The sequence below is a fragment of the Azospirillum ramasamyi genome, from assembly GCF_003233655.1.
In the GTDB taxonomy this organism is placed as follows: Bacteria; Pseudomonadota; Alphaproteobacteria; order Azospirillales; family Azospirillaceae; genus Azospirillum; species Azospirillum ramasamyi.
The window spans coordinates 588,760-606,782 of the sequence record NZ_CP029829.1 but is presented as its reverse complement, the minus strand read 5'-3'; the positions used below and the strand labels follow the sequence as shown (position 1 = coordinate 606,782).

Annotated in this window: 15 protein-coding genes and 2 pseudogenes; 6 read left to right on the top strand and 11 right to left on the bottom strand. The window is 67.4% G+C overall.

The genetic code is table 11. From position 1 onward, the window contains the following. Window positions 1-54: 54 nt before the first annotated feature. The 9 genes and pseudogenes from DM194_RS02800 to DM194_RS02765 form a co-directional block, all read right to left on the bottom strand. On the bottom strand, window positions 55-1,083 hold the full coding sequence (locus tag DM194_RS02800) for a GGDEF domain-containing protein (RefSeq protein WP_111065824.1): 1,029 nt from the start codon (window positions 1,081-1,083) through the stop codon (window positions 55-57). A gap of 99 nt (window positions 1,084-1,182) precedes the next feature. Then, complete coding sequence (locus tag DM194_RS02795) at window positions 1,183-1,707, bottom strand: pentapeptide repeat-containing protein (protein ID WP_111065823.1); 525 nt, start codon at window positions 1,705-1,707, stop codon at window positions 1,183-1,185. A gap of 31 nt (window positions 1,708-1,738) precedes the next feature. Next, window positions 1,739-2,245: a thioesterase family protein gene (locus DM194_RS28590; RefSeq protein ID WP_246024259.1), complete on the bottom strand. Its 507-nt coding sequence runs from the start codon at window positions 2,243-2,245 to the stop codon at window positions 1,739-1,741. Window positions 2,246-2,416: 171 nt separating this feature from the next. Further along, window positions 2,417-2,659: pseudogene (locus DM194_RS29100) on the bottom strand (HEPN domain-containing protein); the annotation flags it as partial. Window positions 2,660-2,798: 139 nt separating this feature from the next. After that, window positions 2,799-2,981 (bottom strand): annotated as a pseudogene (locus DM194_RS29095) (nucleotidyltransferase domain-containing protein); the annotation flags it as partial. Between the two features lie 51 nt (window positions 2,982-3,032). Beyond that, window positions 3,033-6,524, bottom strand: coding sequence for a methionine synthase (gene metH / locus DM194_RS02780; RefSeq protein ID WP_111065821.1), 3,492 nt, complete (start codon window positions 6,522-6,524; stop codon window positions 3,033-3,035). A gap of 51 nt (window positions 6,525-6,575) precedes the next feature. After that, window positions 6,576-7,049, bottom strand: a complete 474-nt coding sequence (locus DM194_RS02775) for a DUF29 domain-containing protein (protein ID WP_111065820.1) — start codon at window positions 7,047-7,049, stop codon at window positions 6,576-6,578. A 60-nt stretch (window positions 7,050-7,109) separates the two neighbouring features. Then, window positions 7,110-8,012, bottom strand: coding sequence for a methylenetetrahydrofolate reductase [NAD(P)H] (gene metF / locus DM194_RS02770; RefSeq protein ID WP_111065819.1), 903 nt, complete (start codon window positions 8,010-8,012; stop codon window positions 7,110-7,112). Further along, complete coding sequence (locus tag DM194_RS02765; RefSeq protein ID WP_111065818.1) at window positions 8,009-9,010, bottom strand: ArsR/SmtB family transcription factor; 1,002 nt, start codon at window positions 9,008-9,010, stop codon at window positions 8,009-8,011. The genes metF and DM194_RS02765 overlap by 4 nt, the downstream gene beginning before the upstream one ends. 455 nt (window positions 9,011-9,465) lie before the next feature. Between DM194_RS02765 and DM194_RS02760 the strand changes: the two genes are divergently transcribed. Together DM194_RS02760 and DM194_RS02755 are read left to right on the top strand one after the other, a co-directional pair. Then, window positions 9,466-10,251, top strand: a complete 786-nt coding sequence (locus DM194_RS02760) for an MlaA family lipoprotein (protein WP_111065817.1) — start codon at window positions 9,466-9,468, stop codon at window positions 10,249-10,251. Window positions 10,252-10,374: 123 nt separating this feature from the next. Continuing rightward, on the top strand, window positions 10,375-11,052 hold the full coding sequence (locus tag DM194_RS02755) for an MlaC/ttg2D family ABC transporter substrate-binding protein (RefSeq protein WP_246024257.1): 678 nt from the start codon (window positions 10,375-10,377) through the stop codon (window positions 11,050-11,052). 118 nt (window positions 11,053-11,170) lie between these two features. Here DM194_RS02755 and DM194_RS02750 read toward each other — a convergent pair whose 3' ends face one another. Next, window positions 11,171-12,448: an MFS transporter gene (locus tag DM194_RS02750; protein WP_111065815.1), complete on the bottom strand. Its 1,278-nt coding sequence runs from the start codon at window positions 12,446-12,448 to the stop codon at window positions 11,171-11,173. A gap of 156 nt (window positions 12,449-12,604) precedes the next feature. Between DM194_RS02750 and DM194_RS02745 the strand changes: the two genes are divergently transcribed. The 4 genes from DM194_RS02745 to DM194_RS28535 all read left to right on the top strand — a co-directional run bounded on the left by DM194_RS02745 (window position 12,605) and on the right by DM194_RS28535 (window position 16,049). Next, window positions 12,605-14,104, top strand: a complete 1,500-nt coding sequence (locus DM194_RS02745) for a pentapeptide repeat-containing protein (RefSeq protein ID WP_111065814.1) — start codon at window positions 12,605-12,607, stop codon at window positions 14,102-14,104. A gap of 155 nt (window positions 14,105-14,259) precedes the next feature. Then, entirely contained in the window at window positions 14,260-14,400 is a 141-nt protein-coding gene (locus DM194_RS27980) for a hypothetical protein (protein ID WP_162629950.1), read from the top strand. A gap of 18 nt (window positions 14,401-14,418) precedes the next feature. Then, window positions 14,419-14,871, top strand: a complete 453-nt coding sequence (locus tag DM194_RS02740) for a YsnF/AvaK domain-containing protein (protein ID WP_111065813.1) — start codon at window positions 14,419-14,421, stop codon at window positions 14,869-14,871. 5 nt (window positions 14,872-14,876) lie between these two features. Continuing rightward, entirely contained in the window at window positions 14,877-16,049 is a 1,173-nt protein-coding gene (locus DM194_RS28535; RefSeq protein WP_211110601.1) for a YsnF/AvaK domain-containing protein, read from the top strand. A gap of 195 nt (window positions 16,050-16,244) precedes the next feature. Here DM194_RS28535 and ettA read toward each other — a convergent pair whose 3' ends face one another. Next, entirely contained in the window at window positions 16,245-17,921 is a 1,677-nt protein-coding gene (gene ettA / locus DM194_RS02730) for an energy-dependent translational throttle protein EttA (RefSeq protein WP_111065812.1), read from the bottom strand. Between the last annotated feature and the right edge of the window lie 102 nt (window positions 17,922-18,023).

The window sequence follows — 18,023 nt, the reverse complement described above, 5'->3', positions numbered from 1 at the left end:
ATTCGCTTTAGAATTACATGACCTCATTCGCCGGTCGGGCTTTGGCCGCGCGGCTCACTCGGTCGCGGCCATCACCCGGTTGCGCCCGCCGCGCTTGGCGGCGTAGAGCGCCTGATCGGCGCGGCGGACCAGCGCCATCGCCTGCTCGCCGGGGCGGAACTGGGTGACGCCGACCGACAGGGCGACGGTGCCGTAATTGGCGTTGCGCGCCTTGTTCACGATCTGCCGGGCGCCGACGAAGGTGCGCACCTGCTCGGCCAGCTTGGTGGCGTTCTCCAGGCTGGTGCGCGGCAGGATGATCGCGAACTCCTCCCCGCCATAGCGGACGGCGGTGTCGCGGCCCTTGATGCATTCGGTCAGCATGCGGGCGACCAGCTTCAGCACATGGTCACCGACCAGATGGCCGTGGGTGTCGTTGAAGGCCTTGAAATGGTCGATGTCGATCATCAGCAGCGACAAGGGCTGCTCGTCGCGCAGCGAGGCCTCCATCGCCTCCTGCAGCATCAGGTCGAAGGCCTTGCGGTTGCCGATGCCGGTCAGCCCGTCGGTCAGCGCCTCGCGCCGCGCGCTGTCCAGGCTGACCCGCATCTCCGCCAGTTGCTGGCTCGATTCCTGAAGCTGGAACTGGAGCGCGGCCTGACGGTCGACGATCTCCTTGGTCTCCGCCGCGATGGCGGCGACCATCGCACGCAACTCCGCCAGGCTGAGCGGCTGGTCCAGTTCGTCCCGGAAGCCGGTCAGGGTGTTGCCGTAACGCTCCGTCTCCGACCCGACATTGCCCAGCTGCTCCAGGATGCGACCAAGCGCGTAGCGAGCCTTGTCGGAGGTCTCCCGGATCGCCTGAGCTTCGGCGTCGAGCGTGAAGAAGCGCTTGTACAGCTCGTCGCACAGCGTCTGCGATGTGGCCAGCCCGTCGCGGCGCGCCAGATCGACGGCGCGGGTCAGGTCCGGCTTTTGGCCGCTGAAGTAGACGTACCAGAGGGTGAAGTTCTCCGGGGTCGGCGGCAGCCGGTCGGACAGCATCCGCTCCATCGCCTTCGCAGCGAGGTCGCCGGAACGCTCGAAATCCTCCGTGATGGCCACGACCGCCGTCCGTAAAAAATCATTAGGTTTCGAACGGTACGCGGCGCAAGCCCCTACCGCAAGCGGGTTTCCGCGATGCGGCGCGTTGCTGCAGCCGCATCAGTTGCATTGCCCGATCGAGCTTTCCGCACAGATATGCTTGCCGTCGGTCCAGCGGGCCCCCGACAGATCGGCATTGCGGAGATCGGTGCCGGAAAGCCTGGCTCCGGTGAAATCGGCCTTCACCAGCGAAGCCCCCACCAACTTGGCGTTGCGCAGGTCGGCCTCGCGGAAACTGGCGCCGGCCAGATCGGCGCGGGTGAAATCGGCCTCGATCAGCCGCGCCCTGTCGAAGACCGCGCCCGGCGCGGTGGAGCTGACGAAGCGGGCGCGGTAGCCGTCGGCATCGGCCAGCTTCGCCTGCTTCAGCGAGGCGCGCTGAAAGGTCGCATCGCGCAGCATGGCGCCGGTGAGATCGACGCCGTTCAGCGACTGCCCGTCCTGCGAGCATCGCCGCCAATTGACGTTCGGCTGCGCCGCCTCGGTACAGTCGGCGAGCGCCGCCCCGACGGGAAAGACGATGAATACCGCGGCGGCGGCCAGTAAGGTTGCGGAGCGGGGCCGTCTGGCGAATGCGTTCTTCATTCCTCGATAGATGGGGGCATCCCCCGCGAACTCAACCTCGGCCCATGCCTGATTGGACAGGATTCAGCCGCGCCACCGCCCGTCCCGCCTGCGGCGGCCAGGGGCCTGCCGCATGGAGCGCCGCCTGTCCGGCCAGAGCCGCCGCGACCGCCGCCGGAAAAGGACAGGTCTTGCGGGTGGCGAGGTCGACATGCAGCAGCATGAACTCCGCCGTCGCCGCCAGCCATCCTTCCTCCGCATGGCGCATCTCGTGGAACAGATGGAGCCGCTTGGCATCGGCGCCGAGCAGCAGCGAGCCGAAGCGCAGCGGCGTCCCCTCCGTCACCTCGCGGGCATAGGTCAGGTGCGCATCGACCACGAAAACCGAGCGGTCCTGCGCCGCGACATAGGCCTTGCCGATGCCGAACCGGTCCAGCACGGCGTCCGTCGCATGGTCGAAGGCCAACAGGTAATAGGCGACGTTCATGTGGCCGTTGTAGTCGATCCACTCCGGACGGACGGTCTCGCGGTGGAGGTCGAGGGGGGTGGCGGAAGTCATGAAGGGGATCCATTCGTGAGGGAGATGGCCGCCGCTATGCTGTCCCGCACGGCTTCGATCTCGTCCAGCCAGCCGCGAACCTCCTCTGCCCGTCGGTTCGTCGGAAACCTCGCCCGACTCGCCTGGATAGCGGTACAGGATGGCATAGGCGGTGAAGCGGCCAAGAGGCAGCAAGCGCTCGCGTATCGGCAGATCACCGGGAACACGGATAACGAGAGCGTCGATATCGCGGGAGCGCGGCACGTCTTGCCCGAGCCAAGCCAACACCGCCTTGACCAGCTTTTCGGCCGCCTGTCGACAGTGGTAAGCAGCAGCGGTGACGATCGGCTCCGGAACGGGCAAGCAGGCGGGACCGGCGCGCAAATCCAGCGATGCCGTCGCCAGCCATGCCTCCGGCCCGACCCCAAGCCCCATAGACCCGCACCCCTTCATGCGAGGCCTTGTAGCTCAGAGTGCCGACCTGATCCTTGTTCGCCTCGAAGAAGGAGCGCCTGCACGGCACGATGTCCGCCGAAATGCCGGTCCCGGCCTTGGCCGCATGGGCGAAGACGGCTGACCGCCGCTCCTTCGGGGCGTCGTCCGGGATGATCACCAGCAGGTCGTAATCGCTGTCCTCGTCGAAATCGCCGCGCGCCCGGCTGCCGAACAGGTAGACGGCTTCCGGCTCCAGGGCCGGAACGATCCGGTCCAGCAGGATTTGCAGCTTCTCGTCGTTCCGTGCGTCGACCGCAGCCATGAGAGTCCTCCGCCGCCCATTCTAACATGGAACGGGCGGCGGAGGGTCAAATCACACCGAGAAGTACTTGGCCCGCGGGTGGTGCAGGACGATGGCCGAAGTGCTCTGCTCGGGATGGAGCTGGTCCTCGTCCGACATCTCGATGCCGATGCGCCCGGCGTCCAGAAGCTTCAGAAGCTGTTCCTGGTCCTTCAGGTTCGGGCAGGCCGGATAGCCGAAGCTGTAGCGGCTGCCGCGATAGGCCTGCTGCAGCAGCTTCTCCTTGTCGCGGCTGTCCTCGGCGCCATAGCCCAGCTCCGCGCGGATGCGGGCGTGGACATATTCCGCCATCGCCTCGGTCATCTCCACCGACAGGCCGTGCAGGTAGAGATAGTCCTGGTAACGGTTCTCGGCGAACCATTCGCGGGCCACCTCGGCGCAATGCTGGCCCATGGTGACGACCTGGAGGCCGATCACGTCACGCTCGGGATCGGTCACGTCGCGCAGGAAATCGGCGATGCACTCGCCATTCTCCTTGGCCTGACGCGGCATGGTGAAGCGGGCGGCCTCGGTGGTGCCGTCCTCCTCGAACAGGATCACGTCGTTGCCGTCGGCCGCCGCCTTCCAATAGCCGTAGACCGCGGTGGGACGCAGGATTTCCTCCTGGGCCGCGATCCGGAGGATGCGGTCGAGCACCGGCCGCAGCTCCTTCTTCGCCCACTCCTTGAACTCCTCGAAGGACTTGCCGTCCTTCCGGTAGCCCCATTGCAGCTGATAGAGCATCCGCTCGTTAAGATAGGTCACCAGCGTCTTCAGCGGCACATGGTCGATCAGCTTCGGCCCCCAGAAGGGCGGGGTCGGCACCGGCACGCCTTCGGCCAGACGGCGGCGGCGGGCGCGGACGGCGTCCTTGTCCACCGGGCCGGTGGCGGCGCTGGTCGCCTGCCCCAGCACACGGCGGCGGTTGGTCGCCTTGCCGGCGCGCTTGGCCTGCTGGATGGCGAGCTGCTGGTCGAAGCTGCCCTCCACCACCTTGTCCATCAGGGTCAGGCCGTCGAAGGCGTCGCCGGCATAGGCGACGCGGCCAGAGCCGTAGGACGCCACGCAGTCGCCCTCGACATAGGCGCGGGTCAGGGCGGCGCCGCCGAGCAGCACCGGCACCTCCAGCCCCTCGCGGGTCATCTCCTCCAGGTTCTCGCGCATCACCACGGTGGACTTCACCAGCAGGCCGGACATGCCGACGGCATCGGCCTTGTGCTCCTTGGCGGCCTGGATGATCGAGGTCACCGGCTGCTTGATGCCGAGGTTGATGACCTTGTAGCCGTTGTTGGTCAGGATGATGTCGACGAGGTTCTTGCCGATGTCGTGGACGTCGCCCTTCACGGTGGCGAGAACCAGCGTGCCCTTCTGCTGGCCCTCGATCTTCTCCATGTGCGGCTCCAGCCACGCCACCGCGGCCTTCATCGTCTCGGCCGACTGGAGGACGAAGGGAAGCTGCATCTTGCCGGCGCCGAACAGTTCGCCGACCACCTTCATGCCGTCGAGCAGATAGGTGTTGATGATCTCCAGCGGCGGATGGGTCTTCATAGCCTCGGCCAGATCGTCCTCCAGCCCGGTGCGGTCGCCGTCGACGATGCGCTCCTTCAGGCGCTCCTCGACGGCTTCGGCGCGGGCCTTCTTCTTGGCGTCCGCCGCCTTGCGGCCCTCGAACAAAGCGATGAACGCCTGGAGCGGGTCATAGCCCTCGGCGCGGCGGTCGAAGATCAGATCCTCGGCGGTCTTGACCTCCTTCTCCGGGATCTGGTGCAGCGGCAGGATCTTGGAGACGTGGACGATGGCGCCCGTCATCCCCTTCTTCACCGCATGGTCGAGGAAGACCGAGTTCAGCACATGGCGCGCCGCGGCGTTCAGGCCGAAGGAGACGTTGGACAGGCCCAGGATGATCTGGCAGCCGGGCATCTCGCGGGCGATCGCCTCGATGCCCTCCAGCGTCCAGATGGCGAGCTTGCGGTCGTCCTCGTTGCCGGTGGCGATGGTGAAGGTCAGCGGGTCGAACAGCAGGTCGGACGGGGCGAGGCCGTATTCGTTCACCGCCAGATCATAGAGCCGCTTGGCGATGGCCAGCTTGCGGTCGGGCGTCTTCGCCATGCCCTCTTCGTCGATGGTCAGGGCGATGACGGCGGCGCCGAACTTCTTGGCCAGTTCCAGACGCTTGCGCGCCGGCTCCTCGCCGTCCTCGAAGTTGATGGAGTTGAGGATCGCCTTGCCGCCATAGAGCGCCAGCGCCTGCTCCAGCACCTTGTACTCGGTGGAATCGATCACCAGCGGGGCGGTGACGGAGCCGGCGAAGCGGGAGATCACCGCGTTCATCTCCGCCACCTCGTCACGGCCGACGAAGGCGGTGCAGACGTCCAGCGAATGGCTGCCTTCCTTCACCTGCTCGCGCGCCATCTCGACGCAGCCGTCCCAGTCGTGCTTCTCCTGCAGTTCGCGCCACTTCTTGGAGCCGTTGGCGTTGCAGCGCTCGCCGATGGCGAAGAAGGCGTTCTCCTGGCGCAGCGTGACCTGGCTGTAGAGCGAGGCCACCGCCGGCACCCAATGGACGGTGCGGCCCTTCGGCGCCGGGCGGTGCGAGCCGGCGGGCGCCAGCTTGCGCAGCATCTCGTTCGCCGCCGCGATGTGCGGGACATTGGTGCCGCAGCAGCCGCCGACGAGGTTCACCCCGTCCTCGGTCACGAAGCGCTCCAGCCAATGGGCGAAATCGTTGGCCAGCAGCGGGTAGTGCGTCTTGCCGTCGACCAGTTCCGGCAGGCCGGCATTGGGCTGGACCGAGATCAGTCCCTGCCAGTTCTGCGACAGCCAGCGCACATGCTCGCTCATCTCCAGCGGGCCGGTGGCGCAGTTCAGGCCCATCAGCGGCACGTCGAGCGCCTGGATGACGGTCGCCGCGGCGGCGATGTCGGTGCCGACCAGCAGCGTGCCGGTGGTCTCCACCGTCACCTGGACGAAGACCGGGGTGTCGGACTTGGCCTCCAGCCGGGCGCGCTTGATGCCGTTGACGGCGGCCTTGATCTGCAGCGGATCCTGGCAGGTCTCGACCAGGATGGCGTCGGCCCCGCCGGCGATCAGCCCGGCGGCCTGGACATAGAAGCTGTCCTCCGCCGGCTGATAGGCGATGTGGCCCAGGCTGGGCAGCTTGGTGCCCGGCCCGATGGAGCCGATGACGAAGCGCGGCAGCCCGTCCTTGAAGCTTTCCGCCGCCTCGCGCGCCAGTTCGACCGCGCGCTGGTTGATCTCGAAGGCCTTTTCGGAGATGCCGAACTCGCCCAGCGTCACCGGCGAGGCGCCGAAGGTGTCGGTTTCCACCATGTCCGCCCCGGCTTCGAAATAGCCGCGGTGGATGTCGCGGACGATGTCGGGGCGCGACAGGGGCAGGATGTCGGTGCAGTTCTCGTGCCCCCAGTAATCCTTCTCGACGTCGAGGTCGAGCGCCTGGATGCGGCTGCCGAACCCGCCGTCGCAAAGCAGAACGCGGTCACGCAGGGTGTCGAGGATGTGGGGCATGGGAATGCGTCTTGTCCGTTATTTTGGCAGGTTCGGGGCAGATTGGCGGGATCAGGCGAGGCCGTGGCGGCTGGCGGGCCACCAGTCGGCATCGAGAAGCTGTTCCAGCGAATAGGGGCGGTCGGCCGGAAGGCCGTTCGGGCGGATGCCGTCACGTTCCAAGCCGAGCGCTGCGATCTTCCGGCCGGTCCTGTAGAGGTCCGCGGTGTCGATCCGGCCGCGGAGGCTGGGACCAGCCGACAGGTCGCGAGCAACGCGGTCGCGATGTTCGAGAACGGAGACCTTCCAATCACCGCGCGGATCGGCCGCCGGGGAGTATTCCAGTTTCAGCAGATGCTGGATCACACGGACCAGCGCGCTTTCGACCGCGCGCAATTCCGACCGGCCCATGCTTTCGATCTCCTCCGCGACATTCTCCCAGTCGATGGGCGTGTCGATGCGCTCGCGCGACGCCTCGCGGAGCAGGCGGGCCTGCTCCTCGGTCCAGGCAAGGAAATCGGTGTCATACCCGATCCGGCTGTCCATGGCGTCAGTCCTCCCGTGACGTTCGCCGCACCAGCGTAGCACGGGGCGGCGTCCGGCGCCCTACCCCGCCACCGGCCCGGCAGCGGGCGCCTTCGCCTTCACGCCCAGCATGCGGCAGATGGCGGTGGTCAGGTCGGAGCGGTTCAGGGTGTAGAAATGGAAATCATGCACGCCCCGCGCCTGCAGTTCCTGGCACTGCTCGGCGGCCACGGTGGCGGCGACGAGATGGCGGGTTTCCGGGTCGTCGTCCAGGCCCTCGAAGGTTTCGGCCAGCTTCGCCGGCATGGAGGCGCCGCATTTTCCGGCGAACTCCACCGCACGGGCGAAGTTGGTGATCGGCAGGATGCCGGGGACGATCGGCACATGGATGCCGGCCGCGGCGCAGCGGTCGAGGAAGCGGAAATAGACGTCGTTGTCGAAGAAGAACTGGGTGATGGCGCGGGTGGCGCCGGCATCGACCTTGCGCTTCAGGTTGTCCAGGTCGAACTGGGCGCTCGGCGCCTCCGGGTGGGATTCCGGATAGGCCGCCACCGAGATCTCGAAGTCGGCGATGCGCTTCATCCCCGCCACCAGATCGGAGGCATAGGCGTAGCCGCCGGGATGCGGCTCGTAGCGGCCGCCGACGCCGCCGGCGGTCTCCGGCGGGTCGCCGCGCAGCGCCACCAGATGGCGGATGCCGGCGTCCCAATAGGTGCGGGCGATGGCGTCGATCTCGTCGCGGGTGGCGCCGACGCAGGTGAAATGGGCGGCGGCCGGGATCCCCGTCTCGGCCTGGATGCGGCAGACGGTGGCGTGGGTGCGCTCGCGGGTCGAGCCGCCGGCGCCGTAGGTCACCGACACGAAGCCGGGCGACAGCGGAGCCAGCCGCCGGATCGACTGCCACAGGCTCTGCTCCATCTTCTCCGACTTGGGCGGGAAGAACTCGAAGCTGACGGACGGCTGGGCAGAGGTGGGCGCGGTCATGACGGGACTCCGCTGAGCGAGTGGGCAGGCTTTTGGGATTGGGCTTGCGGGGAAGAACTGTGGGCGCCGGCCGGAAGACGGGTGGCCGGCCAGATGGAGACGGTGAGCGGATCGCCCGGCAGATGCACCACCGGGCCGCAATCCAGGCCCGACTGGCGGCACCAGCCGGCGACCTCGGCGTCCGCGAAGCCCAGGCGGCGGTGCGCATGCTCCTCGCGCAGGGCTTCCAGATGGTGGGGAGCGAAATCGACGACCAGCAGCAGCCCGCCGGGGCGCAGAACCCGTGCCGCCTCGGCCAGGACGCCGGCCGGCGATTCGGTGTAGTGCAGCACCTGATGGATCACCGCGGCGTCGAAGGAGCCGGAAGGAAAAGGCAGCTGGTACATGTCGGCCTGACGGACATGGCAATGGCGCAGGCCCGCCTCCTCCAGCCGGTTGCGGGCGACGGCCAGCATCTCGCGCGACTGGTCTACCCCGATCGCACGGTGGACGCGCCGGGCGAGCACCTCCAGCATCCGTCCGGTGCCGGTGCCGATATCAAGCAGTTCCTCCACCCCTTCTTTCGGGAAAAGGCGCAGCAGAGCGGCCTCGACCTCGCCTTCCGCAACGTGAAGGGAGCGGATTTCGTGCCAGCGCGCGGCATTCTCGCGGAAATAGGCGGCGGCGGTCTCAGAGCGGGAACGCTTGATCGCCTCCAGCCGCTCCAGATCCAGCGTCAGGGTCGGATCCTCGTCGGGGATGGCGTCGACCAGCACCCGCGCCAACTCGGCCGACCGCCCCTTTTCGGCGAGGCGGTAGAAGGCGAAGGTGCCCTCGCGGAAGCGGTCGAGCAGCCCGGCATCGCACAGAAGCTTCAGGTGGCGCGAAACGCGCGGCTGGCTCTGGCCCAGGATCTGGGTCAGTTCGGTCACCGTCAGCTCGCCATGCGCGCAGAGCGCCAACAGCCTCAGCCGCGTGGTCTCGGCCGCCGCCTTCAGCGTCGCCAGCAGTTCGTCCATCGCCTCATGTCCGATTCGGGCCAGGGAGGGGTGCGGCCGGCCGGTGCACCACGCCCCGACAGCCCGAATACAGATATAAAGATATCTTTATGCGTCGTAAACCGCTTTTCGTGGGTCACCGCCAACGCTGCCGTCACGGCTGAGGCCCGGCCCATGCCCGACCGCCAAGTCCGAGGTCGAAAGCGGCGGCGCGCAAGCTTTCCGGCGCGGCTGCGGCAAAGCCGTCACAATCGCCGCGCCGCCGCGCAGGACGCGGCGGCCCATGCTGGTCAAACCGCAAAGCCTGTGTTAGGTCAGGAAACGGTGGAAATTCTGAGATATCTCACACAATCTTCCGCCCGACCGCGTATCCGACTTGCCAGGGTTGAGGACTTCCGCCATCGGAGTCTTCGGTTGTGGACAGGGCATGCGGCGTTCCGCACCGAGTCGAGCCCACTGATAAAGAGCCGTCGCAAATGAAGCTGGCCAGCCTTTCCCGCTCCCTCCTCCGCACGGCCACCGTCGTGGCCTTCGCCCTGACGGCGACGGCCTGCGCGACCAATCCCGGCGACTCGGGCGCGGCGGACGCCGCCTATCAGGTCAACGACCCGCTGGAAATCCCCAACCGCTTCGTCTTCGCCGCCAACGAGGCGGCCGACGTCCTGGTGATCCGTCCGGCGGCGGAGGTTTATGTCGGTATCGTGCCCGATCCGGTGCGCGACGCGATCCACAACTTCATCGACAACCTGATGTCGCCGATCTACATCGCCAACAACCTGCTGCAGGGCAATGTGGAGGGGGCGTCCCACGCCACCGGGCGCTTCCTGACCAACACCATCCTGGGCGTGGGCGGTCTCGCCGACGTCGCCACCCAGGCCGGCATCCCGAACGCGCCGGAGGATTTCGGCCAGACGCTGGCCGTCTGGGGTGTTGGCGACGGCCCGTACATCGTGCTGCCGCTGCTGGGTCCGTCGAACCTGCGCGACACCGCCGGCTATGCCGTCGACACCGTTGGCGACCCGGTCCGCATTTGGGCCTACGGTACCGACAACAAGGGCTTGCTGGTCGCCCGCTCCACCACCAACGCCGTTGACCGCCGGTCGCAGATCCTCAACGAGGTCGACGACCTGCGCCGCAACTCGCTGGACTTCTACGCCACCGTGCGCAGCTTGCACCAGCAGCAGCGCCGGGCGGAGATCAACAACAACAAGGCGGCGGCCGAGCCGGAATTCCCGGACTATTCGACCCCGCCGAAGCCCTGATCCGAAGCGCATGGCTTCGCCGCCGCCTGCCGGCGCCTTTCCCCGACCGGGAAGCGCACCGGCAGGCCGGCCCGGTGCATATGGATTTCGGATCCCCGAGGTCACAGGACTCCCAAAGGCCAAATGACCGTTGACAATGCCGCGGCAACCGCCACCTTTCGCCCTACCATGCTGACACGCCGCAAGTTTGTCGCGTCCGCTGCCCTGCTCGCGGTGAGCGGTTGGGCCGGGCACCTCCTCATCTCCCCCGCCGCCGCGCAAAGCGCGGACCGGGGAGCCGCTGAGTTCATCCAGAAACTGGGGAACGAAGCAATTGCAACCTTCTCGGACAAGAGCCTGTCGCGCGATCAGGCGATCCAGCGCTTCCGCAAGCTTCTGTACGCCGGCTTCGACGTGCCGTACATCGGCCGCTGGGTGCTGGGCCGCTACTGGAACAGCGCCACCGAAGCGCAGCGGGCCGAGTACCAGAAACTGTTCGAGCAGCTGATCGTCAACACCTATGCCGAGCGTTTCGTCGAGTATTCCGGCGAAACCTTCAAGATCATCGGCACCTCCCCCGCCGGTGAGTCGGATACCATGGTGACGACCCAGATCGTCCGCCCCAACGGTCCTCCGGTGAACGTCAGCTGGCGCGTCCGCAAGGTCGGCTCCGATTTCAAGATCATCGACGTGGTGGTGGAGAATGTCAGCATGGGCGTGACCCAGCGGCAGGAATTCGCCTCCGTCATCGAGCAGAACGGTGGCCGCGTCGAAGGCCTGATCCAGGCCCTGCGCCAGAAGGTCGGCGCGCGCGCCGGCTGATCGTCCGCCCGCCGATCGTCAAAGGCAGCCCGGATTTTCAGGAAGCCCGGCCCCATCGCGGAGCCGGGCTTCGCCGTTTCAGGCCCGGCTTTCGGCCGGGGGATTCAGCTCAGGGCGTTCAGGCCTCCGAAGATGCCTTCGCGACGTTGGCCGGCGCAGCTTCGCTCTCCCCGGCCTCCGCCACGGCGACGCCGCGGGTATCCGGCAGCAGAAGGGCCGCAAGCATCAGGGCAACCCCGGCTGCGGCGGCCAGCATCAGGAAGGCGGCGCTGTACCCCTCCCGCACCACCATCTGGCCGGCGGCGGCGGTGCTGAGCGAAGCGCCGAGCCCCTGGAGAGTGGCGATGGCGCCCTGGCTGACGTTGAAGCGTCCGGTGCCCTCGGTCAGATCGGCGACCACAAGCGGAAAGAGGGCGCCGAGCAGCCCGGCCCCCACCCCGTCCAGCAGTTGCACGCCGACCAGCCAGGCCGAGCTGTCGGACAGGGTGTAGAGAAAGCCGCGCAGCGGCAACACCAGGAAGGCCGCCAGCAGCAGCGGCTTGCGCCCCCAGCGATCCGCCCTGCCCCCCACCAGCATCGCCATCGGCACCATGACCAACTGGGCCGCGACGATGCAGAAGGACATCAGGCTGGTGCCCAGCGCCGGATCCTTCAGCGCCAGCTTCTGGCCGACCAGCGGCAGCATCGCCGCATTGGCGAAGTGGAACAGCGCAACGCAGCCCCCGAACACCAGCAGCGGGCGGCAGCCCAGGATGGCGCGCAGGCCGGAGGGCGCCTCCTCGCGGCTCCCCTCCCGGCTGGAGGCGTGCAGGCCACGGGCGACGGCATGGTCGATGGCATTGGCCGGAATGCCGGCGGTCGCGGCGATGCTGCACAGCGCCATCGCGGTCATCAGCCAGAACACCGCCACCGGCCCGAAAGCGTAGGCCGCCAACCCGGCCAGCGTGGCCGCCACCGCATTGCCGGCATGGTTGAAGGATTCATTGCGTCCGATCCGGCGGACGAAGGCGCGCGGTCCCAGCATCCCCAACGTGATCGCCGCGATGGCCGGGGGAAAGACCGCCCCGGCGGCGCCGACCCCCGATTGCAGGACGGCGACGATGGTGAAATCGTTCAGCCAGGGCAGAGACAGCGACCCGACAGTGACCAGAAGCGCCGCGACGACGACGACCGCGCGTTTGTAGCGCGTGCCGTCCACCAGCGCGCCGGCCGGGATCTGGGCCGCGAGGCCGGCCAGCCCGGCCAGCGTCATGACCAGCCCGATATCCGCTTCGTTCCAATGCTGAACGGAGAGCAGATAGATCGCCAGGTAAGGCCCCAATCCGTCGCGGACGTCGGCCAGAAAGAAATTGAGCAGATCGAGAGAACGGCTCGGTCCCGCCGCGTCGGTCGTCATAAAGGAAATCCTGATCGAGGGAAGCTGCGACGAGAACGGCTGCCGGGCCGATTTGACCCGGCAGTTTCAGAATCAGTGACGGGCAATACCGAACGGGCTATCGTTGCGCCGACGCTCCTGTCTTTCGTCATACGGTGGATCCGGGAAACCCACACCATGGCCGAACGCGATCCCAAAGAGATCGACGAACTCCGGACGATCATCCAGGCGCATCAGACGTGGCTGAAGCGGCCGTCCAGCGGCCGCCGCGCCGACCTCAGCTTCCGCGACCTGTCGCGGCTGAACCTGGAGCGCGTGTCGCTGGCCGGGGCCAAGCTGGCCGGGGCGAATCTCTGCAACACCCGCATGGTGAAGGCCGACCTGTCGCAGGCCGACCTGTTCGGCGCCGACATGGAGGCGGTGAACCTGTCGGGCGCCATCCTGACCGGCGCCGACCTGCGCGGGGCCAACCTGCACCGCGCCGTGCTGACCGACGCCAACCTGCGCGGCGCCGATTTCCGCGCCGGTGAACTGGTGGACAGCGGCGGCCAGGACGGCGGCAGCCCGACGGCCCGCGGCACCGGCACCACCCGGCTGACCGAAGCCAAGATGGAACGCTCGATCCTGGCCGGCGCCAATTTCAGCGGCTGCGACCTGACCGGCGCCGACCTGAACGACGCCGACCTGACGGGGGCGGAACTGACCTCGGCCGTGCTGATGGGCACCGATTTCTGCGGGGCCAACCTCGATGGGGCGGTGTTCGGCAACACGGTGATGGACCATGCCACCCTGACCCGCACCTTCATCCCCTTCGCCCTGCCGCCCGACGCCATCGTCCAGCCCAACTACACCGCGATGCCGGTGGCCGAATTCCTGGAACTGGTGGAACGGCACGAGCGCTGGGTCGACAGCGGCGGGGCCGAGGGGTCGCGGCTCGACCTCGACCTCGTGTCGGTGGCGGGGGCGGACCTGCACGGGCGCACGCTGGCGGCCGCCCGGCTGCGCCGCTGCCGGCTGCCGGGCGCCCGGCTGACCAGGGCCAGCCTGGAAATGGCGGAGTGGTCCTACATCGATCTCGATGAGGCCGACCTGCGCGACGCCGTGCTGCGCGGCGCCACCCTGCGTCGCGCCTATCTGGCGCACACGCTGATGAACGGGGTGGACGCCCGCCCGGTGCCGCTGGCCGGCGGCCGCGACTGGCCCGCCAATTTCGAGGGCGCCGACTTTTCCGACGCCGACCTGCGCGAGTCCGGCATGGGAACGGCCGTGGTCCGCGGCGCGAATTTCCAGAATGCGCTGACCGACGGGTCGGGTATCGACGTGCCCAGCGCCTCCAGCCCCTTCCCCCCGCCGCCGCCGGAGGAACGCCGGCGCCAGAAGCGGTTCGTGCGTCCGGGCATGGTCGTCCACACCGAACATGGCAGCTTCCCCGCCCGCAACTGGTCGGTGGGCGGCCTGTGCCTGCTGGCGGTCAACCAGCCCTATCAGCGCGGCCAGACCTTCCAGGCCCGCGTGGTGCTGGCCGACCGTCAGGAAGTGGCCGCCGTCGCCAACCTCGTGGTGCTGCATCGCGACGAGGAGCGCGGCCAGCTGTCCGTCCGCTTCCACCAGTACGGCGACGATCTGAAGGCGTTGCTGAAGACCGCCTTTCTGGAGCACCAGAAGATGGCCGGTTAAGCCGGCGCTTCGACTTTGCCGGCCACTTTCGTTTGATTTGAAGGATCGTTGATTCCCCGTAACGAATGGCGGAACGATCCAGGAGAGGCCCTGTTTGATGGGAGCATGCCGGATGGGGGCATAACCCGCCGGTCCATCCCCGAAAGGAGGCTCCCATGGCAGACGAACAGAAGCCCAAGAAAGTTGGTGTGTATGACGACTCCGACGGCGGGGCCGCCAGTTCGGGCATGAACTGGATGTGGATCATCATCGGCCTGATCGTGGTCGCGATCGTCCTCTATCTCCTGTTCCGCTGACGAGCGGCACCCGCCACAATGACGGCCGACACCGAATCCCCGCGCGATCCGCCTCGCGAAGAAGGCGACGCGGTCATTCCCCTGCTCGCCGAATCGGTGGCCGTCGGCAAGCAGCGGGTGGAACGAAGCCGCGTCCGCGTGACCACGCGCGTGTCCGAACGCGAAGCGATGGTCCGCGAGGCGCTGGAGCAAGAAGAGGCCACCGTCACCCGCGTTCCCATCGACCGCGAAATCGACGCCCATCCCGGCATCCGCCAGGAAGGCGACGTGACGGTGATCCCGCTGGTCGAGGAGGTTCTGGTGGTGGAACGCCGCCTGATGCTCCGCGAAGAACTGCACATCCGCAAGAACCGGCGAACCGTCGAAGTCGAGCAGCCTGTCACCCTGCGTGCCGAAGAAGCGGTGGTGGAGCGTGTGACGACCCCGCCCTCCCCCGTCCGTTCCCCCAACCAGAATCCGTCTGAGGAGTAAAGTCGATGACCAAAACCATCGTCGCCCTCTACGACCACCGATCCGAGGCCGAAGCCGCATCCCGCGATCTGCAGGCTGCCGGCTTCGACACCGACGCCGTCGAAATCCTGTTCCATGCCGATCTGACCGGCAGCGGAGTCGGCACCGCCACCGGCGATGTCGGCACCACCACCGGCGATGCGTCGATCGGCGCCGCCCGCGGCATGGCCCGCACCGACATGTCCACCGGCTATGTCGCGTCGCCCAACACAGTGCCGGGCAGCGGAATGAGCAGCGGAATGGGGGCGACCACCGGCACGACGGCCGGCGGCATCCTTACCCGCCTGGCGGGCTGGGGCATTCCCAACCAGGATGCGCAGGTCTATGCCGAGGGCGTGCGCCGCGGCAGCTCGCTGCTGAAGCTGCGGCTGGACGAGGAGGACGTCGACCGCGCCATGGAGGTGCTGGAACGCGGCAATGTCGTGGATGTCGAGGAACGCGGCACCGCCTACCGCAAATCCGGCTGGACCGGCTTCGACGAGAGCGCCGCCTATTACGACAAGGCTTCGGCCGAGGAGGAGCGCCTGCGCTATTCGCCCGGCCGCACTCCGATCGACACCACGGCCACAGCCACGGACAAGGCCACGGCGACGGGTACGGGTACGGCCACTGCGACGGGTGCGGCCACGAGTACGGCCACGGGCAGCAGTTCCGGCTTGAGCAGCGCCGCCGCCGCCATGCGCGACGTCAACGCCGAAGGCACGCGCACCTCCACCTCCGAACAGGAGGTGCAGATCCCGGTCGTCGAGGAGCAGATCAACATCGGCAAGCGCAAAGTCGAGCACGGCGGCGTCCGCGTCCGCAGCTATGTGGTCGAGACACCCGTGGACGAACAGGTGCGCCTGCGTGATGAAACCATCATCGTTGAGCACCGCCCCGGCGGTCCGCCCGAAGGCATCGCCGAGGTGCCGGCCGACGCCTTCCGCGAGCGGACCATCGAGGTGACGGAGACCGGTGAGGAAGCGGTGGTCAGCAAGACCGCCCATGTCCGGGAAACGGTGGTGGTCCGCAAGGAAGTGGAGGAGCACGCCGAGAAAATCCACGACACCGTCCGCCACACCGAGGTCGAGATCGAGGACACGCGCGACGAGACGATGCGAGACCATCACACCGACCGGCCCGACGACCTGAAACGTTGAACCGCTGGAAATCGGCGGCGGGACAGGTGAGGAGAATGCGCCTATTGGCCGCATTTTGCTCAACGCACGCAACCAAACTCGGGGTTAAGTGAGCTGTCGGTCAAGCGCAGCAACTGAACCCGCCAATGAAAAGGGCCGCCGATCTGAAAGACCGGCGGCCCTTTTTCTCAGTCGGGAGGGTTTCCCCTCTCTCCGTTAACCGCGCACCAGCGGCTTGTACTTGATGCGGTGCGGCTGGTCGGCGTCGGCGCCCAGGCGGCGCTTCTTGTCGGCCTCGTAATCCTGGAAGTTGCCTTCGAACCATTCGACGTGGCTGTCGCCCTCGAAGGCCAGGATGTGGGTGGCGATGCGGTCGAGGAACCAGCGATCGTGGCTGATGACCACGGCGCAGCCGGCGAAGCTCTGCAGCGCGTCTTCCAGCGCCCGCAGGGTATCGACGTCCAGGTCGTTGGTCGGTTCGTCGAGCAGCAGGACGTTGGCGCCGGACTTCAGCATCTTGGCGAGGTGGACGCGGTTGCGCTCACCGCCCGACAGTTGGCCGACCTTCTTCTGCTGGTCGGGACCGCGGAAGTTGAAGCTGGAGACATAGGCGCGGCTGGGCATGGTCTTCTTGCCGAGCTCCACCAGATCCAGCCCGTCGGAGATTTCCTCCCACACCGTCTTCTTGGCGTCCAGGCTGTCGCGGCTCTGGTCGACATAGCCGAGCTTCACCGTGTCGCCGACGCGGAAGGTGCCGGCATCCGGCCCGTCCTGCCCGGTGATCATGCGGAACAGGGTGGTCTTGCCGGCGCCGTTCGGGCCGATGACGCCGACGATGCCGCCCGGCGGCAGGCGGAAGGACAGGCCGTCGATCAGCAGGCGGTCGCCGAAGCCCTTGGAGATGTTCTCCGCCTCGATGACGACGTTGCCCAGGCGCGGCGGCACCGGGATGACGATCCGGGTCTCGCCGCCCTGCTCCTTGGCGCTTTCGGCCAGCAGCGTCTCGTAGGCGGTGATGCGCGCCTTGCTCTTGGCCTGACGGGCGCGCGGCGACTGCCGGATCCACTCCAGCTCGGTGGCCAGCTGCTTCTGGCGGGCTTCCTCCTGGCGGCCTTCCTGCTCCAGGCGCTTCTGCTTCTGCTCCAGCCAGGACGAGTAGTTGCCTTCCCACGGAATGCCCGACCCGCGGTCGAGTTCGAGGATCCAGCCGGTGACGCTGTCCAGGAAGTAACGGTCGTGGGTGACCAGCACGACGGTGCCCTTGTAGTCCTCCAGGTGCTTCTGCAGCCAGGCGACCGATTCGGCGTCGAGGTGGTTGGTCGGCTCGTCGAGCAGCAGCAGGTCGGGCTTCTCCAGCAGCAGCTTGCACAGCGCGACGCGGCGGCGCTCACCGCCCGACAGCTTGGTCACGTCGGCGTCGCCCGGCGGGCAGCGCAGAGCGTCCATGGCGATCTCGACCGTGCGGTCGATGTCCCAGGCGTCGGCGGCGTCGATCTTCTCCTGCAGCTCGCCCTGTTCGGCCAGCAGCGCGTCGAAATCGGCGTCGGGATCGGCCATCAGGTTCGACACTTCGTTGAAGCGGTCGAGCAGCGCCTTCGTCTCCTTCAGCGCCTCCATGACGTTTTCCTGGACGTTCTTGGTCGGATCCAGCTGCGGCTCCTGCGAGAGGTAGCCGACCTTGGCGCCTTCGGCAGCCCAGGCCTCGCCGGAGTAGTCCTTGTCCAGACCGGCCATGATCTTCATCAAGGTCGACTTACCGGCGCCGTTGACGCCGAGCACGCCGATCTTCACACCCGGCAGGAACGACAGCCAGATGTTGTCGAGAACCTTCTTGCCGCCAGGATAGACCTTGCTCAGGCCCTTCATGACATAGACATACTGGTAGGACGCCATGCGCCGCTCCGACCTTCCGAAAAGATGTGAGAATTGGCGCCGCCCCAGCCTTGCGGTTCCACGGCACCCTGTCGCTAGGGTCCGGTTTTAGCGCATAAGGGC

Excerpts from the sequence above, each read along its gene's own strand:
- metF (WP_111065819.1), bottom strand. The coding sequence starts at position 8,012 with ATGACCGCGCCCACCTCTGCCCAGCCGTCCGTCAGCTTCGAGTTCTTC.
- DM194_RS02750 (WP_111065815.1), bottom strand. The coding sequence starts at position 12,448 with ATGACGACCGACGCGGCGGGACCGAGCCGTTCTCTCGATCTGCTCAAT.
- DM194_RS02760 (WP_111065817.1), top strand. The coding sequence starts at position 9,466 with ATGAAGCTGGCCAGCCTTTCCCGCTCCCTCCTCCGCACGGCCACCGTC.
- DM194_RS02745 (WP_111065814.1), top strand. The coding sequence starts at position 12,605 with ATGGCCGAACGCGATCCCAAAGAGATCGACGAACTCCGGACGATCATC.
- DM194_RS28535 (WP_211110601.1), top strand. The coding sequence starts at position 14,877 with ATGACCAAAACCATCGTCGCCCTCTACGACCACCGATCCGAGGCCGAA.
- DM194_RS02795 (WP_111065823.1), bottom strand. The coding sequence starts at position 1,707 with ATGAAGAACGCATTCGCCAGACGGCCCCGCTCCGCAACCTTACTGGCC.
- DM194_RS02775 (WP_111065820.1), bottom strand. The coding sequence starts at position 7,049 with ATGGACAGCCGGATCGGGTATGACACCGATTTCCTTGCCTGGACCGAG.
- DM194_RS02740 (WP_111065813.1), top strand. The coding sequence starts at position 14,419 with ATGACGGCCGACACCGAATCCCCGCGCGATCCGCCTCGCGAAGAAGGC.
- metH (WP_111065821.1), bottom strand. The coding sequence starts at position 6,524 with ATGCCCCACATCCTCGACACCCTGCGTGACCGCGTTCTGCTTTGCGAC.
- ettA (WP_111065812.1), bottom strand. The coding sequence starts at position 17,921 with ATGGCGTCCTACCAGTATGTCTATGTCATGAAGGGCCTGAGCAAGGTC.
- DM194_RS27980 (WP_162629950.1), top strand. The coding sequence starts at position 14,260 with ATGGCAGACGAACAGAAGCCCAAGAAAGTTGGTGTGTATGACGACTCC.
- DM194_RS28590 (WP_246024259.1), bottom strand. The coding sequence starts at position 2,245 with ATGACTTCCGCCACCCCCCTCGACCTCCACCGCGAGACCGTCCGTCCG.
- DM194_RS02755 (WP_246024257.1), top strand. The coding sequence starts at position 10,375 with ATGACCGTTGACAATGCCGCGGCAACCGCCACCTTTCGCCCTACCATG.
- DM194_RS02765 (WP_111065818.1), bottom strand. The coding sequence starts at position 9,010 with ATGGACGAACTGCTGGCGACGCTGAAGGCGGCGGCCGAGACCACGCGG.